At 70.9% G+C, this 17,085-nt stretch carries 15 protein-coding genes, 1 tRNA gene and 1 pseudogene; 10 read left to right on the forward strand and 7 right to left on the reverse strand.

The features are described 5' to 3' along the window. Positions 1 to 483: 483 nt before the first annotated feature. From HFV08_RS17895 to HFV08_RS17905, 3 genes are all read left to right on the forward strand, one after another. A complete protein-coding gene (locus HFV08_RS17895) occupies positions 484 to 1,146 on the forward strand; it encodes an HNH endonuclease family protein (protein WP_168540688.1) in 663 nt (220 codons plus the stop codon). Positions 1,147 to 1,361: 215 nt separating this feature from the next. Beyond that, positions 1,362 to 3,266 carry an alkaline phosphatase D family protein gene (locus HFV08_RS17900; protein WP_168540690.1) on the forward strand — a complete coding sequence of 635 codons (1,905 nt, stop codon included), beginning with the start codon at positions 1,362 to 1,364 and terminating at the stop codon, positions 3,264 to 3,266. Between the two features lie 754 nt (positions 3,267 to 4,020). Further along, complete coding sequence (locus HFV08_RS17905) at positions 4,021 to 4,494, forward strand: DoxX family protein (RefSeq protein WP_168540692.1); 474 nt, start codon at positions 4,021 to 4,023, stop codon at positions 4,492 to 4,494. Between the two features lie 300 nt (positions 4,495 to 4,794). On the opposite strand, the gene HFV08_RS32380 is transcribed toward HFV08_RS17905, so the two are convergent. Next, a complete protein-coding gene (locus HFV08_RS32380; protein ID WP_312885674.1) occupies positions 4,795 to 4,980 on the reverse strand; it encodes a hypothetical protein in 186 nt (61 codons plus the stop codon). A gap of 607 nt (positions 4,981 to 5,587) precedes the next feature. Here HFV08_RS32380 and HFV08_RS17915 point away from each other — a divergent pair. Beyond that, a pseudogene (locus tag HFV08_RS17915) lies at positions 5,588 to 6,190 on the forward strand (DedA family protein); the annotation flags it as partial. A gap of 263 nt (positions 6,191 to 6,453) precedes the next feature. Here the strand turns inward: HFV08_RS17915 and HFV08_RS17920 are convergent. Then, complete coding sequence (locus HFV08_RS17920) at positions 6,454 to 6,687, reverse strand: DUF2277 domain-containing protein (RefSeq protein ID WP_168540696.1); 234 nt, start codon at positions 6,685 to 6,687, stop codon at positions 6,454 to 6,456. 233 nt (positions 6,688 to 6,920) lie between these two features. On the opposite strand from HFV08_RS17920, the gene HFV08_RS17925 reads away from it, so the two are divergent. Continuing rightward, entirely contained in the window at positions 6,921 to 7,271 is a 351-nt protein-coding gene (locus HFV08_RS17925; RefSeq protein ID WP_168540698.1) for a DUF8825 domain-containing protein, read from the forward strand. Between the two features lie 137 nt (positions 7,272 to 7,408). On the opposite strand, the gene HFV08_RS17930 is transcribed toward HFV08_RS17925, so the two are convergent. Further along, positions 7,409 to 7,480 (reverse strand) — tRNA-Val (locus HFV08_RS17930). Between the two features lie 218 nt (positions 7,481 to 7,698). Between HFV08_RS17930 and HFV08_RS17935 the strand changes: the two genes are divergently transcribed. The 4 genes from HFV08_RS17935 (at position 7,699) to HFV08_RS17950 (ending at position 11,109) form a co-directional block, all read left to right on the forward strand. Beyond that, positions 7,699 to 8,508, forward strand: coding sequence for a DUF4097 family beta strand repeat-containing protein (locus HFV08_RS17935; RefSeq protein WP_168540700.1), 810 nt, complete (start codon positions 7,699 to 7,701; stop codon positions 8,506 to 8,508). A 210-nt stretch (positions 8,509 to 8,718) separates the two neighbouring features. After that, complete coding sequence (locus tag HFV08_RS17940; RefSeq protein ID WP_168540702.1) at positions 8,719 to 10,083, forward strand: hypothetical protein; 1,365 nt, start codon at positions 8,719 to 8,721, stop codon at positions 10,081 to 10,083. Between the two features lie 209 nt (positions 10,084 to 10,292). Further along, positions 10,293 to 10,883 (forward strand): DUF4383 domain-containing protein, encoded by a 591-nt coding sequence (locus HFV08_RS17945; protein ID WP_168540703.1) that lies wholly within the window; start codon positions 10,293 to 10,295, stop codon positions 10,881 to 10,883. A gap of 10 nt (positions 10,884 to 10,893) precedes the next feature. Then, entirely contained in the window at positions 10,894 to 11,109 is a 216-nt protein-coding gene (locus tag HFV08_RS17950; RefSeq protein WP_040253962.1) for an FmdB family zinc ribbon protein, read from the forward strand. A gap of 88 nt (positions 11,110 to 11,197) precedes the next feature. Here HFV08_RS17950 and HFV08_RS17955 read toward each other — a convergent pair whose 3' ends face one another. Together HFV08_RS17955 and HFV08_RS17960 are read right to left on the reverse strand one after the other, a co-directional pair. Then, positions 11,198 to 11,842: a response regulator transcription factor gene (locus HFV08_RS17955; RefSeq protein ID WP_168540704.1), complete on the reverse strand. Its 645-nt coding sequence runs from the start codon at positions 11,840 to 11,842 to the stop codon at positions 11,198 to 11,200. Next, complete coding sequence (locus tag HFV08_RS17960) at positions 11,833 to 12,972, reverse strand: sensor histidine kinase (protein WP_312885675.1); 1,140 nt, start codon at positions 12,970 to 12,972, stop codon at positions 11,833 to 11,835. The genes HFV08_RS17955 and HFV08_RS17960 overlap by 10 nt, the downstream gene beginning before the upstream one ends. Positions 12,973 to 13,105: 133 nt before the next feature. Here HFV08_RS17960 and HFV08_RS17965 point away from each other — a divergent pair, with 133 nt between their 5' ends. Next, the gene (locus HFV08_RS17965) at positions 13,106 to 13,786 is read left to right on the forward strand and encodes a DedA family protein (protein ID WP_168540706.1); all 681 of its coding nucleotides are present in this window, start codon (positions 13,106 to 13,108) and stop codon (positions 13,784 to 13,786) included. On the opposite strand, the gene HFV08_RS17970 is transcribed toward HFV08_RS17965, so the two are convergent. Together HFV08_RS17970 and HFV08_RS17975 are read right to left on the reverse strand one after the other, a co-directional pair. Then, positions 13,701 to 14,504 carry an HAD family hydrolase gene (locus HFV08_RS17970; RefSeq protein ID WP_376770657.1) on the reverse strand — a complete coding sequence of 268 codons (804 nt, stop codon included), beginning with the start codon at positions 14,502 to 14,504 and terminating at the stop codon, positions 13,701 to 13,703. The genes HFV08_RS17965 and HFV08_RS17970 overlap by 86 nt on opposite strands. Positions 14,505 to 14,581: 77 nt before the next feature. Further along, a complete protein-coding gene (locus tag HFV08_RS17975; RefSeq protein WP_168540707.1) occupies positions 14,582 to 17,074 on the reverse strand; it encodes a phosphoribosyltransferase in 2,493 nt (830 codons plus the stop codon). Positions 17,075 to 17,085: the final 11 nt, after the last annotated feature.

Raw genomic sequence — 17,085 nt, forward strand, 5'->3', positions numbered from 1 at the left:
GTCTCCGTGTGCCGCTCCGGGCGCCGGCTCAGACGAGCTGAGCAGTATGTCGACGGTCCGGCGAAGAGCTACTCCCCTTCTGCGCCTCACACCATACGGGACACCCCCCGCACCCCTTCAAGTGCCGCCGCCCCCGCCAGTACCCACGACCACACCCCACACACCGGCACCGATCGCCACCCCTCCCCCTCACGTGACTTCCGCCACACGCCCGACGCCCACCCCCAGCCACGCCCGGCCCCACTTCACCCGCACCGGCACCCGGCCTCCCGCAGCCCTCGACCACCGCCCCCTATCAGCCATTTGGCCGCCTTCTTCCCCAAGTCGTGGCACGAGACGAACAGATGACGGATTGCCGCCCCTCTTGAGACTCCGCGCCGTTGACGCGACCCTGTCACCTGGCGCACACCTCCACGAAACCCCGCGCCGACAGCATGGCCGGGCCCCACCCGGTCAACGTCCCCCCACAACGAGGGAGTTCACATGTCCGTTTTCTACGCGCGTGGAACCCTGACCAAGCGGCGTCTCGGCGTGCTCGGCGCGCTCACCGCAACCGTCTCCGCGCTCGCGGTGATGACCGGCCCCGCCGCCCAGGCCTCGCCCCCCACGCCCGTCGACGCCGCCACCGCCCGCACCTACCTCTCCGAACTGACCGTGGCCGCCGAAGGCTCGCTGGACGGCTACGACCGCGACCAGTTCCCGCACTGGATCACCCAGGACGGCTCCTGCGACACCCGCGAGACCGTCCTCAAGCGGGACGGCGAGAACGTCGAGACCGACTCGGACTGCTCGGCCAGCTCCGGCAGTTGGTTCTCGGAGTACGACGACGAGACCTGGACCGCCTCCGGTGACGTGGACATCGACCACGTCGTGCCGCTGGCCGAGGCCTGGCGTTCCGGCGCCAACGACTGGACCACCCCGGAGCGCCAGGGCTTCGCCAACGACCTCAGCGAGCCCCAGCTGATCGCCGTCACCGACAACGTCAACCAGTCCAAGGGCGACAAGGACCCCTCGGAGTGGATGCCGCCGAGCTCCTCGTATAACTGCACCTACGTCCGGATGTGGGTCCAGGTGAAGCACCACTACGACCTGACCATCGACGACGCCGAGAAGAGCGCGCTGGAGTCCACACTGAGCGGCTGCTGACCCGCACCGCGCAGCCGGAGGCGTCCCCTGCGGACGCGTTCCCTCCGGGCATCTCCTCCGCGCCCGGCGCCTCTCCACCGGAAGAACAGCGCCGAGAACCCGTGCGCTGACGATCGGTGCACCGGGGCAGAGAGGGTGGGCCGGCTCACATGGGCCGACCCACCCCTCCCGGCCGTTCCGTGCCGTACGGTGCGGCGATGGAGGAGAGTGAGCACATGGCAGCGCTGCGCCTGGGACCGGTACTGAGGTATGTCGGCGCCTCCAGCGCGACCGTCTGGGTCGAGACGAGCCGCGCCTGCACGGCGGAGGTGCGCTGCCCGGGCGGAGCCGGTGGTCGCTCCCGCACCTTCTCGGTCGCAGGCCACCACTACGCGCTGATCACCGTGACCGGGCTGCCGTCGGGCACGGACACCGCCTACGAGCTGCTGCTCGACGGCGAAAGCGTCTGGCCGCTGGCCGACCGGCGCTTCCCCGCCAGCGTCATACGCACGCCCATCCCCTCCCTGGACACCGCGGCTCCCACCATCACCGCCGGACACCCGCACCGCGCCCAGGACACCGAAGCCAAGGCGGACGCACCGCCGACCGTACCCGCGAGCCCGTCCGCGAACGCGGGCACGGACAAGACCGCCGCTCCGGAAGCAGACGGACGCACGGACGGAACCCCGGACCCCGCAGGGAGCAGGACCCCCGCTCCGGAAATCGGCCCGAACCCGCCCGGCGACGGAAAGCTCCGCATCGCCTTCGGCTCCTGCCGCTGGTCCGCCCCGCCCGCGGACGTGCAGAACCGGGTGGGTCCCGACGCCCTGGACACCCTCGCGGCCCGCATAGCCGCCGATCCGCACGCCGAACGGCCCGATGTCCTGCTCCTCCTCGGCGACCAGGTCTATGCGGACGAGACCTCCGAACCCACCCAGGAATGGCTCGCCTCCCGGCGCGACCTCGACGAGCCGCCCGGCACCCAGGTCGCGGACTTCGAGGAGTACACCCGCCTCTACTACGAGTCCTGGCTCGACCCGGAGGTCCGCTGGCTGCTGTCCACCGTCCCCAGCCTGATGATCTTCGACGACCACGACGTCATCGACGACTGGAACACCAGCGCCGCCTGGCTCACCGAGACCCGCGCCCAGCCCTGGTGGCGGGAGCGGATCCTGAGCGGCTTCATGACGTACTGGATCTACCAGCACCTCGGAAACCTCACCCCGCAGCAGCTGAAGGACGACCCCGTCTACGCGGCGGTGTGCGCCGAGCCCGAGGCGACCGAGACGCTCCGCTCCTTCGCCGCCCGCGCGGACGCCCGGGTCGCCGCAGACCGGGAGACCGCCGAGGAGACACCCGCGGAGGGGCTGCGGTGGAGCTACCGGCGCGATTTCGGCCGGGTGCGGCTGCTGATGGTGGACACCCGTGCCGCCCGCGTCCTGCAGGAGGACCAGCGCGCGATGCTCGGCCCGTCCGAGGAGGCCTGGCTGCGCGAGCAGGCCACCGACGAACCGGGTTCCTACGACCATCTGCTGATCGGCAGTTCGCTGCCCTGGCTGCTGCCCCACCTGGTGCACGACGCCGAGGTCTGGGACGCGGGGCTGTGCCGGGGTGAGCGCGGCGGCCCCTCGGGGCGCTGGGCACGCTTCGGCGAGAAGCTGCGCCAGGCCGCCGACCTGGAGCACTGGTCGGCCTTCCCCGCCTCCTTCGACGCCTTGGCCGATCTCCTCGCCGAGGTGGGGTCGGGGCCGGGCGCCCCCGCGACCGTGTGCGTCCTCTCCGGCGATGTGCACCACGCCTATGTCGCCGAACCTTCCTGGCCGACGGAGAGCCGCCCCTCGGCCCGCGTGCTCCAACTGACCTGCTCCCCGGTGCACAACTCCGTTCCGGCCTACATGAAGGCAGGCTTCCGCTTCGGCTGGAGCGCCCTCGGCCGTGCCCTGGGCAGCCTGCTGCTCCGGCACGCCCGCGCACCGCGCGCCGCCGTCAAGTGGCGCCGCACCGGCGGCCCCTGGTTCGGAAACCACCTCATGACCCTGGAGATCCAGGGCCGTTCGGCGCGCCTGCGCCTGGAACGTGCCCGCCTCAGCGGCACCGACGACCGGCGCCTCGAAACGATACGAGAGACCCCACTCAGCTGAGCAGCACCGAACCGGACCGACCGGCCCTCCGGGCCGAGGTGACCGGATCGGTCCAGGCCGAGGCGAACCGACCGATCCAGGCCGATCCGAACCGAGCGGTCCGGGGCAGTGCGAATCGAGCGGTCCGGGGCCGTCCGAACTGAATGGTCCAGGGTGGTCGGAACTCAGCAGTCCGGGAGAGTCCGAAACGAGCAGCCCACGGCGGTCCGGGGGTACAGGCCACGCCCCCGTCGCCCGACGAGGCAAGGCCTCCTCACCACCCGCCCAGCACCACAGCGCGCCCTGACTCCCGCGCGAGCCCGGCCGCCCGACGAGGCCGAGAGCACCACCTGCACGCCGCCGCCTCCACACTCCGTGCGAGCACAGCCCCCTGCGCAACCTGCGGCTCCACGCCCTCTCCCCCCTCCTTCTCCTTGCCCTTCTCCTCACTCTCCCCCGCACCCCGAACTCGCGGCCCTCCTGGTTGAACAACAGCGCCGCCCCGTCCGTACCACCACGCAGCAGGTCGGCGAAGCGATCGCGCGGCACCGCCGCGTCCACAGAGCACATCGCCCCGCAGCCCTAGTGGCCCGTACATGTACCTCCGCACCCACCTCACGCCTTCCCCTCCCCCTCTCGATCGAATTCCGCTTGGAGACTGTTGAACTCGCAAGCATATGTTAGGGTCGCCTAACCTTCTCCGAGTTGTGTCCGCACGAGCCGTACTGAGCTGCGCGGACCACTCGGCCATGCCCCCACCGAAGGAGTCCCGACCATGACTGAGACCCTCAACAAGGCCCAGCCGTATGCCATCGGTGCATTCCGGATCGTCGTCGGCCTGCTGTTCGCCTGCCACGGAGCGGCCTCCCTCTTCGGCGTTCTCGGCGGTGCCGCGGGCGGCGGCACCATCGACGCCGGAACCTGGCCGGGCTGGTACGCGGCAGTCATCCAGCTGGTCGGCGGCAGCCTGGTCCTGCTCGGCCTCGGTACCCGGGCGGCGGCGCTCGTGGCCTCGGGCTCCATGGCCTACGCCTACTTCAAGGTCCACCAGCCCGAGGACCTGTGGCCGATGCTGAACGGCGGCGAATCGGCCGCGATGTTCTGCTGGGCCCTGCTGCTCCTTGTCTTCACCGGCTCCGGCACCTTCGGCCTCGACCGCCTCCTCGTCGCCTACGGCCGCAACCGCGGTACGGCCGAGTCCCACCCCGAGGGCGAAGAGGCCACCCGCCGGAACACCGTCACCGCCTGAACCCCGGCCGACCCGGCGGCACATGCGCCGACACCGTCCCGCAGCACGCGCGTCGGCACCCGCCATGACCACCGAGGCACGACACCACCCCGGCACCGCGCCACGACACTCAGCCCGCCTTCGCCCGACACCTCCCCCCCCCTCACCCCATCCAGCCCCGATCAGGCGGCGGCCCGCACCCACCCGGGGGCCGCCGCCCCGGCCAACCCCTTTTCCACGACCCTCACTTGAAGGCCCTCAAGGACCTCGTGGAGGGCGGAAGACCGCTTTCCCATACGCCGGAACGGAACCGCGATCACCTCACCCCCGCGGCTCGAACGGCCCGGTGAAACAGGCCAGCCGCTCCCCTGCTCCGCCCGGTTCCTGGTGGATCACCACGGAGTTGGCCTCGCCCGGCCTGAACCCCCACTGGTGGTGCGCCGCGGCGAAGCCCTCCCCGTGCCCATCGGACGTGAAGTCGAGCCACACCTCGTTGTGCGGGTTCACGTAGTCCGGGTCCTCCGAGGGCTGAACCGGATCCTTGCGATGCCGGTAGTGCCCGCCCGCGTCGGCCGGATCGGCAGTACAGCCACCGGTGTGCGCATGCGCCCCGTAGGCGTGACCGGGCCGCAGTCCTCCGACCGCAGTTCGACCACCGCCCCCTGACGGCCGCTGTCCTGCACGACCTGGATCCGCGCCCCGGGCGGAACCCACCGCGAGTCGTACGTCACCGCCGGCGACCGCCCTGCCGAAGCCGGTGCGAACTTCCCTTCCCCCCGCAGCACATGCCCCGTACCGGGGACGGCCACCGAGCCTGCCGTGGCAAGCACAGCCGCGGCCGCGGCACCCGCCAGAACTCCAGCCACCCTCGTCACCCCACTCCTCGAACTCGATTCCCCCGTCGCCCACCCCTCCGTCCCGCCTGAGCCGTCGGCGGGGGAATCCGTCAGCCCCCGTCGACCGAGGGGCGCAGCCGGGTGAACGTGATGTACCGGACAGCAGGGCTTATTGGCGGACGGCCGACGGCACGCGCGGCGTACGCTGTTGGGCGGTCCGGCCGCCCCAAGCCCTCACCGAGGCAGGGCGGCATTGTCTTGCCGACGGGGGAGTCTCGGTGCTGGAGAGTCTGGGCGCGCTTGTCGGCAGCCCGTGGATCTATGCGGCGGTCGCCGTCTCCGTGCTCCTCGATGTCTTCCTTCCTGTGCTGCCGAGTGGTGTCCTCGTGATCACCGCGGCCACCGCGGCGGCGGGTTCCGGAGTCGCCGCCACCGGAGAAGTGCCGCACGAGGTCCCCGACATCCTGGCGTTGCTCCTCTCCGCCGCGACCGCCTCCGTGCTCGGCGACCTCTTCGCCCACCAACTGGCCGCGCGGGGCGGCAGCCGTCTGGAGAACGCCCTCGCGCGCTCCCGGCGCCTGGCGAAGGCACACGCCCAACTCGGCGCGGCACTGGCGCGCGGCGGCGGCCCTCTTGTCGTCCTCGCCCGCTTCGCGCCCGCGGGCCGTTCCCTGGTCTCGCTCGGGGCGGGTGCCGCGAACCGCCGGATACGCGAGTTCTTGCCCTGGTCCGCGGTGGCCGGTGTCGCCTGGGCCCTCTACAGCGTCGGCCTCGGCTACTTCGGCGGACAGTGGCTGGGGGCGACCTGGCTGGCCACGGGTGTTTCGCTGCTCGCGTTGCTCGCCTCCGGGGCCGCGGCGGCCTTTGTGATGCGCCGACCGCGTACCGCCGGCCCCTCGGCGGCCCCCACGGGCTTCATCGGCGAGGGAACGGTCCCGTTGCCGACCTCCTCCTCGGCACCCCACTCCGCGATCGCACGGAACGACTTCCCCGGCAGGAGCACCGTCCCGATACCGGGCCGGTCACACAGCGCCCCGACTCCGGAACCGGCGCGACGACCTCGTACGGACGCCTAGCGGCCTGACGATCGGCCTCAGCAACTCACCATGTCCGGACCCCCCTTGCTCACTTTCTCCGTGTTCGCTCAACTCGCCGCTTGACGACTTCCCTGCCCCCGCACCTGCAGGTCGGACAGGAGCTCGGCCGTCGCCTCGGCGACCGCGTCGACCGCCCGCTCGAAGACTTCACGGTTGTGCGCGGCGGGTGCGCGGAAACCGGAGACCTTGCGGACGTACTGCAGGGCAGCGGCTCGTATCTCCTCCTCGGTGGCTTCCTCGGGGAGGGCCGGGGGACGGAGCGTCTTGATGCTTCGGCACATGCCCCCAGTGTTGCGCAGCGGCGCCGATCCCGCGGAGGCCTGTGGATAACTCCGCAGAGGGCCTCCGGAACCGGGCGGATCCCCCTGACTCGCACCGCTCCAGCGGACCGGGAGGCCGTCGCGATCACGGACGGGCAGGGGTTCGTCACCCCGCGAACGGTCCGCACGGCACCTTCGAGTGAAGAGGCCGGTTCGACTCGCTTCTCGAATTCGAACAGACGTACCATTAGCGCGTGGCTGCGACCTACGACTTCCCGAGCGATCTCCTCGCGGGCCAGGAGGAGCTGCACCAGGTGCGGGCAGAACTCCTCAACCTGCTGAAACGACTCCCCTGGTCAGTGGAGCCCCTCGACGGATTCAGCGACACACAGGGGTGGCGCATGGTGGAGCGTCCCGCCTCACCGGGGTGGAGTCCTGCCGAGCAGGCCGAGGTGGAACTCTTGCGTAAACGGGAACGCGAACTCGCCGTCTTCGTGACCTGTCACCCGTACTGGACCGGCATCGCGGGCTCCGACTCCGTGGACGCCCGCATGGCGCTCAAACACGCCCAGGACCGGGAGGCCGACGAGGACCCGGGCGCCTGAACACCCGCAGTCGCCTGAACACCCGCGATGGAGCGAGCTGCTCCCGAGCCACCCGACCTGAGGGCTCGCGCTTCAGCGGGGCCGCCGGGAACGCCGAGTGCCCCGGCCGGAGTTCGGCCGGGGCACTCGGATCCCGGTGGGCGCGGACGGTTTCGAACCGCCGACATCTGCCTTGTAAGGGCAGCGCTCTACCACTGAGCTACGCGCCCGGGTGAGCCGACAGCCTACCCTGCCGGGGCCGCTGCCTCACAAACCCGTTGTGGCCGGGGGTTATCCCCACCTCGGACCCTCCGGTCCACCGGCTGCCGCGAGCCGCTCGCCTTGCCTACTTTCGAGGTGCGCGCTCGGCACCGGACGACCGAAGTCCCCGCCGACCGCGAACCGACCGCCTCCACGCGGGAAAACAGGGAAGTTCAGGGGGACCACCATGCACGCCCAGTCGCACCGAGCACGCTTCCGGCGCACCTCACTCGTGCTCACCGCAACAAGCGTGGCGGCGGCCACAGCGCTGCTGAGCGGTTGCGGGGCGCAGGCGAGCAGCGACAAGACGCCGGAGCGCCGGGCCTTTGCACTGCAGGGCAAGACCCTGACCATCGACTCGGACGACTCCGCACTGGAACTGGTGCCGGCGGACGGGGACAAGGTGCGGGTGACCCGCTGGTTCGAAGGCTCGGTCGTGCTCGGCGGCGACCCGAAGGTGACCTGGTCGATGAAGGACGACCGGCTCTCGCTGCGCATGAAGTGCTCCGGCGTCGTCGCCGACTGCGCCGCCAAGCACCGGGTCGAGATCCCCCGGGACGTGGCCGTGAAGGTGAGCAACTCCGACGGCAGTGTGCGTGCCGTGGGCTTCCGCAGCCCGCTGAGCGTCAAGACCTCCGACGGCGGCATCTATGTGAGGGACTCGAGGGGCGCCCTGGATCTGCGGAGCCACGACGGCTCCGTGCGCGGTGAGGGCATCCGTTCCGGTCAGATCAAGGCGGACACCCACGACGGTTCGGTGGACCTGGGCCTGCGTACGGTGCCCGACCGCGTCGACGCCAAGAGCCACGACGGTTCGGTGACGCTCGGCCTGCCCACCCGCGGTGCGGGAACGGGCGGCGGCAAGATCGCGTACCGGCTGGACACCGGGGCCCACGACGGCAGCGTCGATGTCGGCGTACCGCGCGACGACCGGAGCGCCCATCGCGTCTCGGCACACAGCTGGGACGGCAAAGTCACGGTGCGCAGCGCGAACTAATCGGCCCGTGTGTTCGTCCTTACCGGGTGGGACAATGTCCCGGACGGGGCGACGACAGCACGGGAGAGGGAAGTGACGGCGAGACCCGCGGAGCCGTACACGCCGCACGCCCTGCGCAAGCCTGCGCAAACGGATGCCGGACACCGGCAGGCGGGGGCAGCGGCGGGCGGCAGCGCTCCTCGCCTCGCGGGCGCCTCCTCGCCCGGCCCCGTGCTCCCCAGGCCCTCCGCCCGCGGAGCCTTCGCCCGCGGCGCGCAGAGTGCGCGCGAGGTGCTGGGCCTGGCCCTTCTGCCGCTCCTCGCCGCGGTCGTGCTGCCCGCGGCGGTGGCCGGCGGCGGAACCCGTCGCTGGTTCGGCGGGCGTTCGGAAGGCCAGCGGGCCGAGGCGCAGGCGGCCAAGGACGCGGCGGCCACGGCCTTCTACGAGCTGGACACCGCGCAGCGGGACCTGCGCATCTCCATCGAGACCATCGTCGCCGTCGACGATTCCCCGGCCGCCAGACGCGCCGTCTCCGACTTCGAGGCACTCGGCCATCGCATCGACGAGTGCAGCCAGCAGTACATCACCGCCGTCGACAGCTACGACCTCGACCGGGACGATCTCGACTCCTCCACGGCAGCGCAGGCGAGGAACGCGCTGACCCACGCCAGGAGCGAGCTCGACCGCACCCGCCAAGACCTCGACCGCTTCGGGCAGAGCCTCGGCCCGCTGCTCGGCAAGGCCGAGACCCAGCTCGCACGGCTCGCCCCCTCCGTCGAGCGGGCCCGCCAGGCGCTGCTCGCCGCCAGCAACGCCCTGGACGCCGCGCGGGGCACCGGCCTCAAGGCGGACGACCTCGCGGCCCGCCTCGCCGCTCTGGGCCCCGAGCTGACCCGCCTCAACGAGGGCGCGGGCCGTCATGGCGTCCCCGAGACACTCAGCCGCGCGGAGCAGGTGGCCCGCGAGTCCGAGGCCGTACGCAGCGAAGCCGAGCGCCTGCCGGAGCGCGCCGCCGAGATAGACCGCCGCCTGGTCTCCCTGCGCACCCGCGCCCAGGCCCTGACCACCCGCTCCGGCCAGGTCGAACCGATCCTCAGCGAACTCCGGCGGCGCTTCACCGCGGCCTGCTGGCAGGACCTGCAGCAGGTGCCCCAGCAGGCGGTCGACCACGTCCAGCAGGCCGAGCAGAAGCTCAAGCAGGCGCAGTCCGCCCGCGAGGAACAGCGCTGGCCCGACGCCACCTCGCTGCTGTCCACCGCACGAGCCCTGCTGAACACCACCGACGAGGCGGTCTCGGCCGCCGGTGACCGGCTGAACCGGCTGAACGCCGTCGCGAAGGACCCCCAGCAGGAGGTCGACCGCACCCGTTTCGCCATCCGGGACGCCCAGCGCCTCGCCATGGCGGGACGGCAGACCCCGGACCCCCGCCACGCCGGCCCCCTGGACAACGCCGTCGCCCGGCTGGAACGCGCCCTCACCGGTCTGGAAGGACGCCACCCGGACTACTGGCACTTCCTGACCGAGACCGAGGCGATCCGGCACGACGTGGGGCTCGTCGTGAACGACATCCGCGAAGAGCGCGGCGCGGGAGCCTGAGACCTCCCCCCTGACGCGCCGACCAGGCCGCCCGTGGGTGGTTCCGCTGGAAATCCTCCCGCTTCGGGCGGATGCTGAAGGCAGAGGCGCCTCCCGCGCAGCTCGCTGTACGAGGTGTGATCCCGGTATCCCACCTCGCGGGTGCCGTCCGGAGCGAAAGGCACTGTGGGAGAGGCCTCACCGAGTGCCCAAGGCGCAAGGAGGCTGAGATGGTCACTCCTCACCCGAACCTCAGGGCCAAGCGACGGATCTCCTTCGACGATCACCTCCCCACCGATCACAGCCTGAACCAGTTCTACCGAATCGGTGCCGGTCTCATGGGCCTCGTGCTGCTCGCCTTCGGCATCCTGGGACTGATCGACCGCATCGGATTCTTCGACCGCGGCGGCGACACCGTCGCCGGGCTGAACACCAACGGCGCCCTCAGCGTGCTGTCCATCTGCGTGGGCGCGCTGCTCTTCATCGGCATGGTGATCGGCAAGAACATCGCCTCCACCGTGAACATGGTCGTGGGCGTCGCCTTCATCCTCAGCGGCTTCGTCAATCTCGCGCTGCTGGACACGGACTACAACTTCCTCGCCTTCGGCATCGAGAACGTCCTCTTCAGCTTCATCGTGGGCGTGGCCCTGATGTTCTTCGGGATGTACGGCAGGGTCGGCAGCAAGCTCCCCCACGACAACCCGTACTGGCGTGCCCGGAACCCGGAGCAGGCCGAGCAGGAGGACCGGCTGAGGAGTCTGCGGCGCAGCGGTGCCACCGAGGTCGGCAATCGCCAGGGCCCGCCGTCCCTCAGCCGCTAATCTGGTCCGCATGCCTCGCTACGAATACCGCTGCCGGACCTGCGGCGACACCTTCGAACTGTCCCGTCCCATGGCCGAGTCCTCGGCTCCGGCCGATTGCCCCGCGGGCCACGACGACACGGTCAAGCTCCTCTCGACGGTCGCCGTGGGCGGCGCTGTCTCCTCACCGGTCCAGGCGCCGTCTTCCGGCGGTGGCGGGTGCTGCGGTGGCGGTTGCTGCGGCTGAACCGGCGGCGCCCGTACACCGAGAGAGCCGTGGAAGCGGTTGGTGCTCATCTGCCCTGTCCCCCATGGTGATGGTTGTGGTGATCGGTCTACGTGCCCAGGTAGCGCAGGACGGCGACGACCCGGCGTGAGTAGCCCGTGCTCCGGGCCAGTTCCAGCTTGTCGAAGATGGCGTTGACGTGTTTCTCCACTCCGCTCTGGGAGATGCTGAGCCGCTGGGCGATCGCCGGGTTGGAGTGCCCCTGCGCCATCTGCGCGAGTACATCGCGCTCGCGTGAGGTGAGCCGGGCGAGGTGGTCGGATTGCTTGCTGTGCCCGACCAGTTGCCGCACGACCTCCTGGTCGAAGGCCGATCGACCGCTCGCCACCCTCTCCAGCGCGTCCAAGAACTCGTCGATCTCGACGACACGGTCCTTCAGCAGATACCCCACTCCCGCCGATTCGACGGTGAACAGTTCCCGCGCGTACCGCTTCTCGATGTACTGCGAGAGCACCAGGACCCCCACGTCGGGCCACCGTCTGCGGATCTCCAGTGCCGCCCGGAGGCCCTCGTCGGTGTGCGTGGGCGGCATCCTCACGTCGGCGACGACCACATCGGGCTGCTGCTCGGCCACGGCCTCCAGGAGCCGTTCGGCGTTGTCCACCGCCGCCAGCACCTTGTGCCCCTCTTCGGTCAGGAGCCGTTCGAGTCCCGCCCGCAGCAGAGTGGAGTCCTCGGCCAGGATCAGTCGCACGGCAGCTCCGCGGTGATCACCGTCGGTCCCCCGAGGGGACTGCGGACCTCGAATCGGCCGTCCAGGGCGGCAGTTCTGCGAGCGAGGCCGGTGAGGCCGCCACCTCTCGCGTCGGCTCCACCCGAACCGTCGTCTTCCACTCGTGCTCTCACCATGCCGTCATCTTCTTCGATCACCACCTCGATACGTGTCGCCGAGGTGTGCTTCACCGTGTTCGTCACGGCCTCGGCGACGACGAAGTACACCACCGCCGCCACCGAAGGCCGCGGGTCGACCGCCATGCGGTAGTCGAGCTTCGCGGGTACGTCCGAACGCTCCACGAGGGTCTCCAGTGCTGCTCTGAGTCCCTCGTCGTCCAGGGTGGCCGGGTAGACGCGCCAGGCCACCTCTCTCAATTCGGCGAGTGCGAGGCGGCTTTCCGTGTACGCCTGCTCCACCAGTGCCTGGGAGTGTGTCGGCTCCCGGCTCCGTCGGGAACGGGCGAGGAGTATCCCCACGGACACGATCCGCTGCTGCACTCCATCGTGTAGGTCCCTTTCGATACGCCTCCGCTCTTCGTGTACTGCTTCCACCACTTCCGCGCGGCTGGTGAACAGTTCGTCGATCCGTCTCCGGAGTTCCTCCTCCGGCCCGGGCCCGAGGAAGTGGCGGGCCAGTCCCCGTTCGAGCGCCCCCACCCCCACGAGTCCGTGCGCCGCCATGAAGAAGAAGACCAGCCCGGCGAGACTGCTGAACAGCAGAGCACCGGGATGCTCCACGTCCGTGAGGATCCATCCGAAGACGATCCCCGATCCGTAGCCGCCTCCGAGCAGAGCGCACAGCAGCACGACGACTCCCAGCAGCCCGAGGGGCCACCGTGCGGCCAGGTAGAGAAGCGCGCGTCCGTCCGCGTAGCTGTGTGTGCACCTCATCCCCAAGTACGCCCCCAGCCGGGCGCGTTCACACTCGACCAGGCGGCGCCCTGCCGCACGGATCGCTCCGCGTACCGTCCGCCGGGTGCGCGGGTGCAGCTGAGCGAGGCCGGCGACGACCAGGGCGAGCACCACGAAGAGGAGCTCGGCGGCCGCCAGCAGGGCGCCGAGCACGAGTCCGAGGACGAGCCTGAGCCCGCTGCGCACCTGTGCAGTCACAGTGGGTAACGTAGCGGGTGCTCGCAGCCCGGCGCACTGCGGAAAACCGCAAGGATCCACTGCGGTGTGCTTCAAGAAAACCTTGCGGTGCACCTCAGTGTGCGGAAACCGGCCCCTGCCTACCGTTTCACGCATGATCGAAAGCAGCGGACCCGACTGGCTCGAGGGCCTCCTCGGCGACTTCGGGGCACCCGGCGCGGGCCTCGCCATCGCCCTGGAGAACCTCTTCCCGCCCCTGCCCAGCGAAGTGATCCTCCCGCTCGCGGGGTTCGCGGCGAGCACCGGGCAGATGAATCTGTACGCCGCGCTGGTGTGGACGACCGCGGGATCCGTCGCCGGAGCTCTCGCCCTCTACGGCGCAGGAGCCGCACTCGGGCGCGCACGCATCCACCGTCTCGCGAGCCGCGTCCCTCTGGTGAAGGTCCACGACGTGGAGCGTGCCGAGGCCTGGTTCGCCCGCCACGGCACCAAGGCGGTGCTCCTGGGGCGCATGATCCCCTTGTTCCGGAGCCTCATTTCGATACCGGCGGGCATCGAACGCATGCCGCTCCCGCTGTTCCTCGGCCTCACCACCCTCGGCAGCGCGCTGTGGAACACCGCCTTCATCACCGCCGGTTACACGCTGGGCGAGCGATGGCCCGAGGTCACGGACTTCGTGTCCGTCTATTCCAAAGGGGTGCTGATACTCGCCGCAGCGGCGGTGGCGGCCTTCGCCCTGATACGCATACTCAAGCCCGGCCGCGGGCGGCGACGCGGGCCAACCGGCGGAGAATCTCCTCCCCCGCCGCAGCACCGGTCTCGGGAACCACGGTGAGCTGCGGGGCCGCCCATCCCGCGTCGGCCAGTTCACCGTGTCCGGGCCGCCAGGACAGGTCGGCCGCGAGCAGGAGGTCCGCGTCCAGCAGGGAATCCCCGGCGGCCAGGGTGAGAGCGGCGCCCGTCCGCCGGGCCAGCTCCCGCATCGCCGCACTCTTGGTCAACGGCCGCGGCACGGCGTAGATCTTGCGTCCCTGGAGGGAGACGGTCCACCCTCGGGCCTCCGCCCACTCCCCCAGTTCCTTGACCCAGCCGTCGGGGAGGAAGGCACGCTCCACCACCAGATACGCGAACAGGTCCTCCGCCACCCGTTCCTTGAGCAGCCACGCGGGATCCGCGGCGGACCGCAGGTGATCGCGTACCTCGTCGAGAGGCGCGCACTCCCGGGCGATCTTCCGCGTCACCTGGTCGTGCCACTCCAGGTCGGGGACGCCGTCGACCAGGATGTGCCCGCCGTTGGCGCAGATCGCGAACCGCGGGCGCGGGCCGGGCAGATGGATACGCCCGTACTGCTCGCGGGTGCGGGTGGTGGTCGGTACGAAGACGGTCGCTCCGGCCAGCTCGGCCAGCAGCCGTGCCGCCGTCTCCGTCATATAGGAGAGGGGCTTTCCCTCGTAGACCTCGACGCACAGGAGCCGTGGCGCCTCGGCGTCGGGAACGCCGAGTTGCAGGGCCGCGGAGGAGTAGATGAGCGTCCGGTCGAGATCACTCGCCACCAGGGTGGCACCGGGCCCGGAAGAAGGAGGTCGCAGTGACAGAGGCGCAGAGGGCGTCGGGCGGGGCTCGGACTCGCTCACTTCGCCGCCACCGCCTTGCCGTCCGTCCCCGTCGCGCCACGGGTGAAGCGGGGGTGGATCAGGCCGATGCAGGTGTAGGGAAGCCCGTCCACCTCCTCGACGGGTACGCCGCGTTGCTCGGCGAGAAGCCGCACATGGTCCAGGTCCGCACCGGCTCCGGTGCGGGCGAGGATCTTCCAAGGCACACGGCGCAACAGCACACGGGTCGTCTCACCGACCCCCGGCTTGACGAGGTTCACATCATGGATGCCGTACTCCTCACTGATTCTCTCCACCGCGGCCCACCCTTCCCAGCTCGGGCTGCGGTCGGTGGAGAGGAGTTCCTTCACCCGCTGGTCGACGGCCGCGGCGACTTCGCCGAAGCGTGCCGTGACGGCGTCGAGGAAGACGCCCGAGACATCGGCGTCGGCCAGCTCGGCATAGAACTTGGCACCGTGGAAGTCGGAGGGGCCCACCAGGTCCGGGCGGAGCACAGTCCGCGAGACGAGGCCGGAGACGGTGGAGTTCAGGCAGGCGGAGGGGATCAGGTAGTCCTCGCGGGTGCCGTAGGTGCGGACGCAGGAGCCGGGGTCGGCGAGGACCGCGATCTCCGGGTCGAACCCTTCGACGCCTTCGGAGCGCTCGAAGTCCCTCACCGCCTCGGCGAGTTCACGGGTGATCGCGCCCTTGCCGGTCCAGCCGTCGACGAAGACCACGTCCGCCGGGTCGTGATGGGCGGCGAGCCAGCGCAGGGCGTTGGTGTCGATGCCTCGGCCGCGGACGATGGACACGGCGTAGTGGGGCAGTTCGAGGCCGTGCCGGTGCTGGGCGTACCTGCGCATGAGCACGCCGACGGGGGTGCCGGCCCGGGCGAGGGAGACCAGGACGGGGCGCCTCGTGCGCTCGGCGAGCACCGTCTCGGTCACGGTGCCCACGGCCAGGGCGATGCGGTCGGCGGAGGCTTCCAGCGCCGACTGGAACAGCTCCTGGTAGGCGGGGCTCGGCTGGTACTCCACGGGGAGGGACTCCGCGTAGTGGGCGCCGCCGTTCTGGATCGCCTCTTCCCGTTCCTCCGTCGGCGCCTCCAGCTGTGTCCGGGAGAGGTCCTGGAGGAGCCAGCCCACCTCCTCGGGAGCGTAGGAGGAGAACTCTGGGCCACGGAGCGGCTCGGGCAGCACGTGGGGCCTTTCCGTGGCGCGGTGCGCGGACGCCGGGACATAGGACGGGACGACCGCGAGCAGCACCTGCCCGGTATGGGCCGCGAGACGGCTCAGCAGGCCGTGGGGGGCGCTGAGTTCGGGGGTGTCGGCGGTGGAGTCGACGACGGCGAGGACGGCGTCGAAACCGGCGCCCGCGACGTTGTAGGCGTACCTGTCACCCGGACCGTCGTCGGGATGGTCGTGGGAAGGGAAGGTGAGGCGGCTGCGGATGGCGTAGCCGGGGTCGTCGATGGCGAGGACGGGCGACCGGGTGGTCGTCGAGAAGCGCACCTCGACTCCGGGGAGCTGTTCCTCCAGGGCGAGGGCGAGCCGCAGGGGCGTGTACATCAGCTCCTCGCAGCCGAGGACGAGCACCTTCGGGGTCCTGGCTGGCGGGGTGGTGCCCGTGGCCCGCCCCTCGGAGCCCAGGCGGGCCCGCAGTTCCTCGGCGATGCCTTCGGCCATCTTGGGCAGGGCGGTCTCGAGGACGCTCCGGTGGCCCGGCAGGAAGCCATGGCGGCCCCCGTCCGGGAGGTCCGCGGGCCAGCCGAGACCGAGACGGGTGAACCGTGGCGAGGGGTCCTGGCCGCTCGGTTCGGTACCTCCGGCCGGCGACTCCTGCTCGGCCGAGGACGCCGCAGACCGGTCCGGTGCGGGCGCTCCGTCAGGGTGGCCCTCCACACGGCTCTCATGGGCCTCGACCAGTGCCTGACCGGCGGTGAGGACATCGGGGGGCAGGCTCACCGTGCCCCGGGCGGCGGCGATCAGGTCGATCCGGGCGCCGATCTCCTCCGCGAAATCGGCGAGGCGCTGCCGGTCCTGCGGGGCGCGCATGTCGACCAGGGCCACGATGACGTACCGCTCGCGGGGGTACCGCCCGTGCAGGGTGCGGATGGTGTTGAGGACGGTGTTCCCGGTGGAGAACTCGTCGTCGACCAGGACAAGGGGGCCGCTGCCCGCCAGCAGTTCGGGGTCCTCGGGAAGGAGGAGGTGCGAGGTGGCGTGCGAGTGGGACTCCTCGAATCCACCGGCCTGGGGCACACCCGGCACCGGGCGCCGCGTCGAGTGCAGATAGGGCGCGGAGCCCAGTCCGTCGGCGACGCAGTGGCCGAGTCCGGTGGCCGTCTCGGCGTAGCCGAGGACGACGGAGGAGGCCGCCTGATCGGGGCCGAGGAGTTCGAGGACCCTGAGGCCGAGGTCATGGCCGGAGCGGTGGACCACGGAAGGGAGTTGGGGGACGTGCTTGCCGAGGACGTTCGACACGAGGAGGTGGGCGCGCTTGGGGTTGCGGCGCAGGGCGAGGCCCAGCATGTCCCGTAGCC

Origin of the sequence: Streptomyces physcomitrii, assembly GCF_012273655.1 — a bacterium.
GTDB classification, from domain to species: Bacteria; Actinomycetota; Actinomycetes; order Streptomycetales; family Streptomycetaceae; genus Streptomyces; species Streptomyces physcomitrii.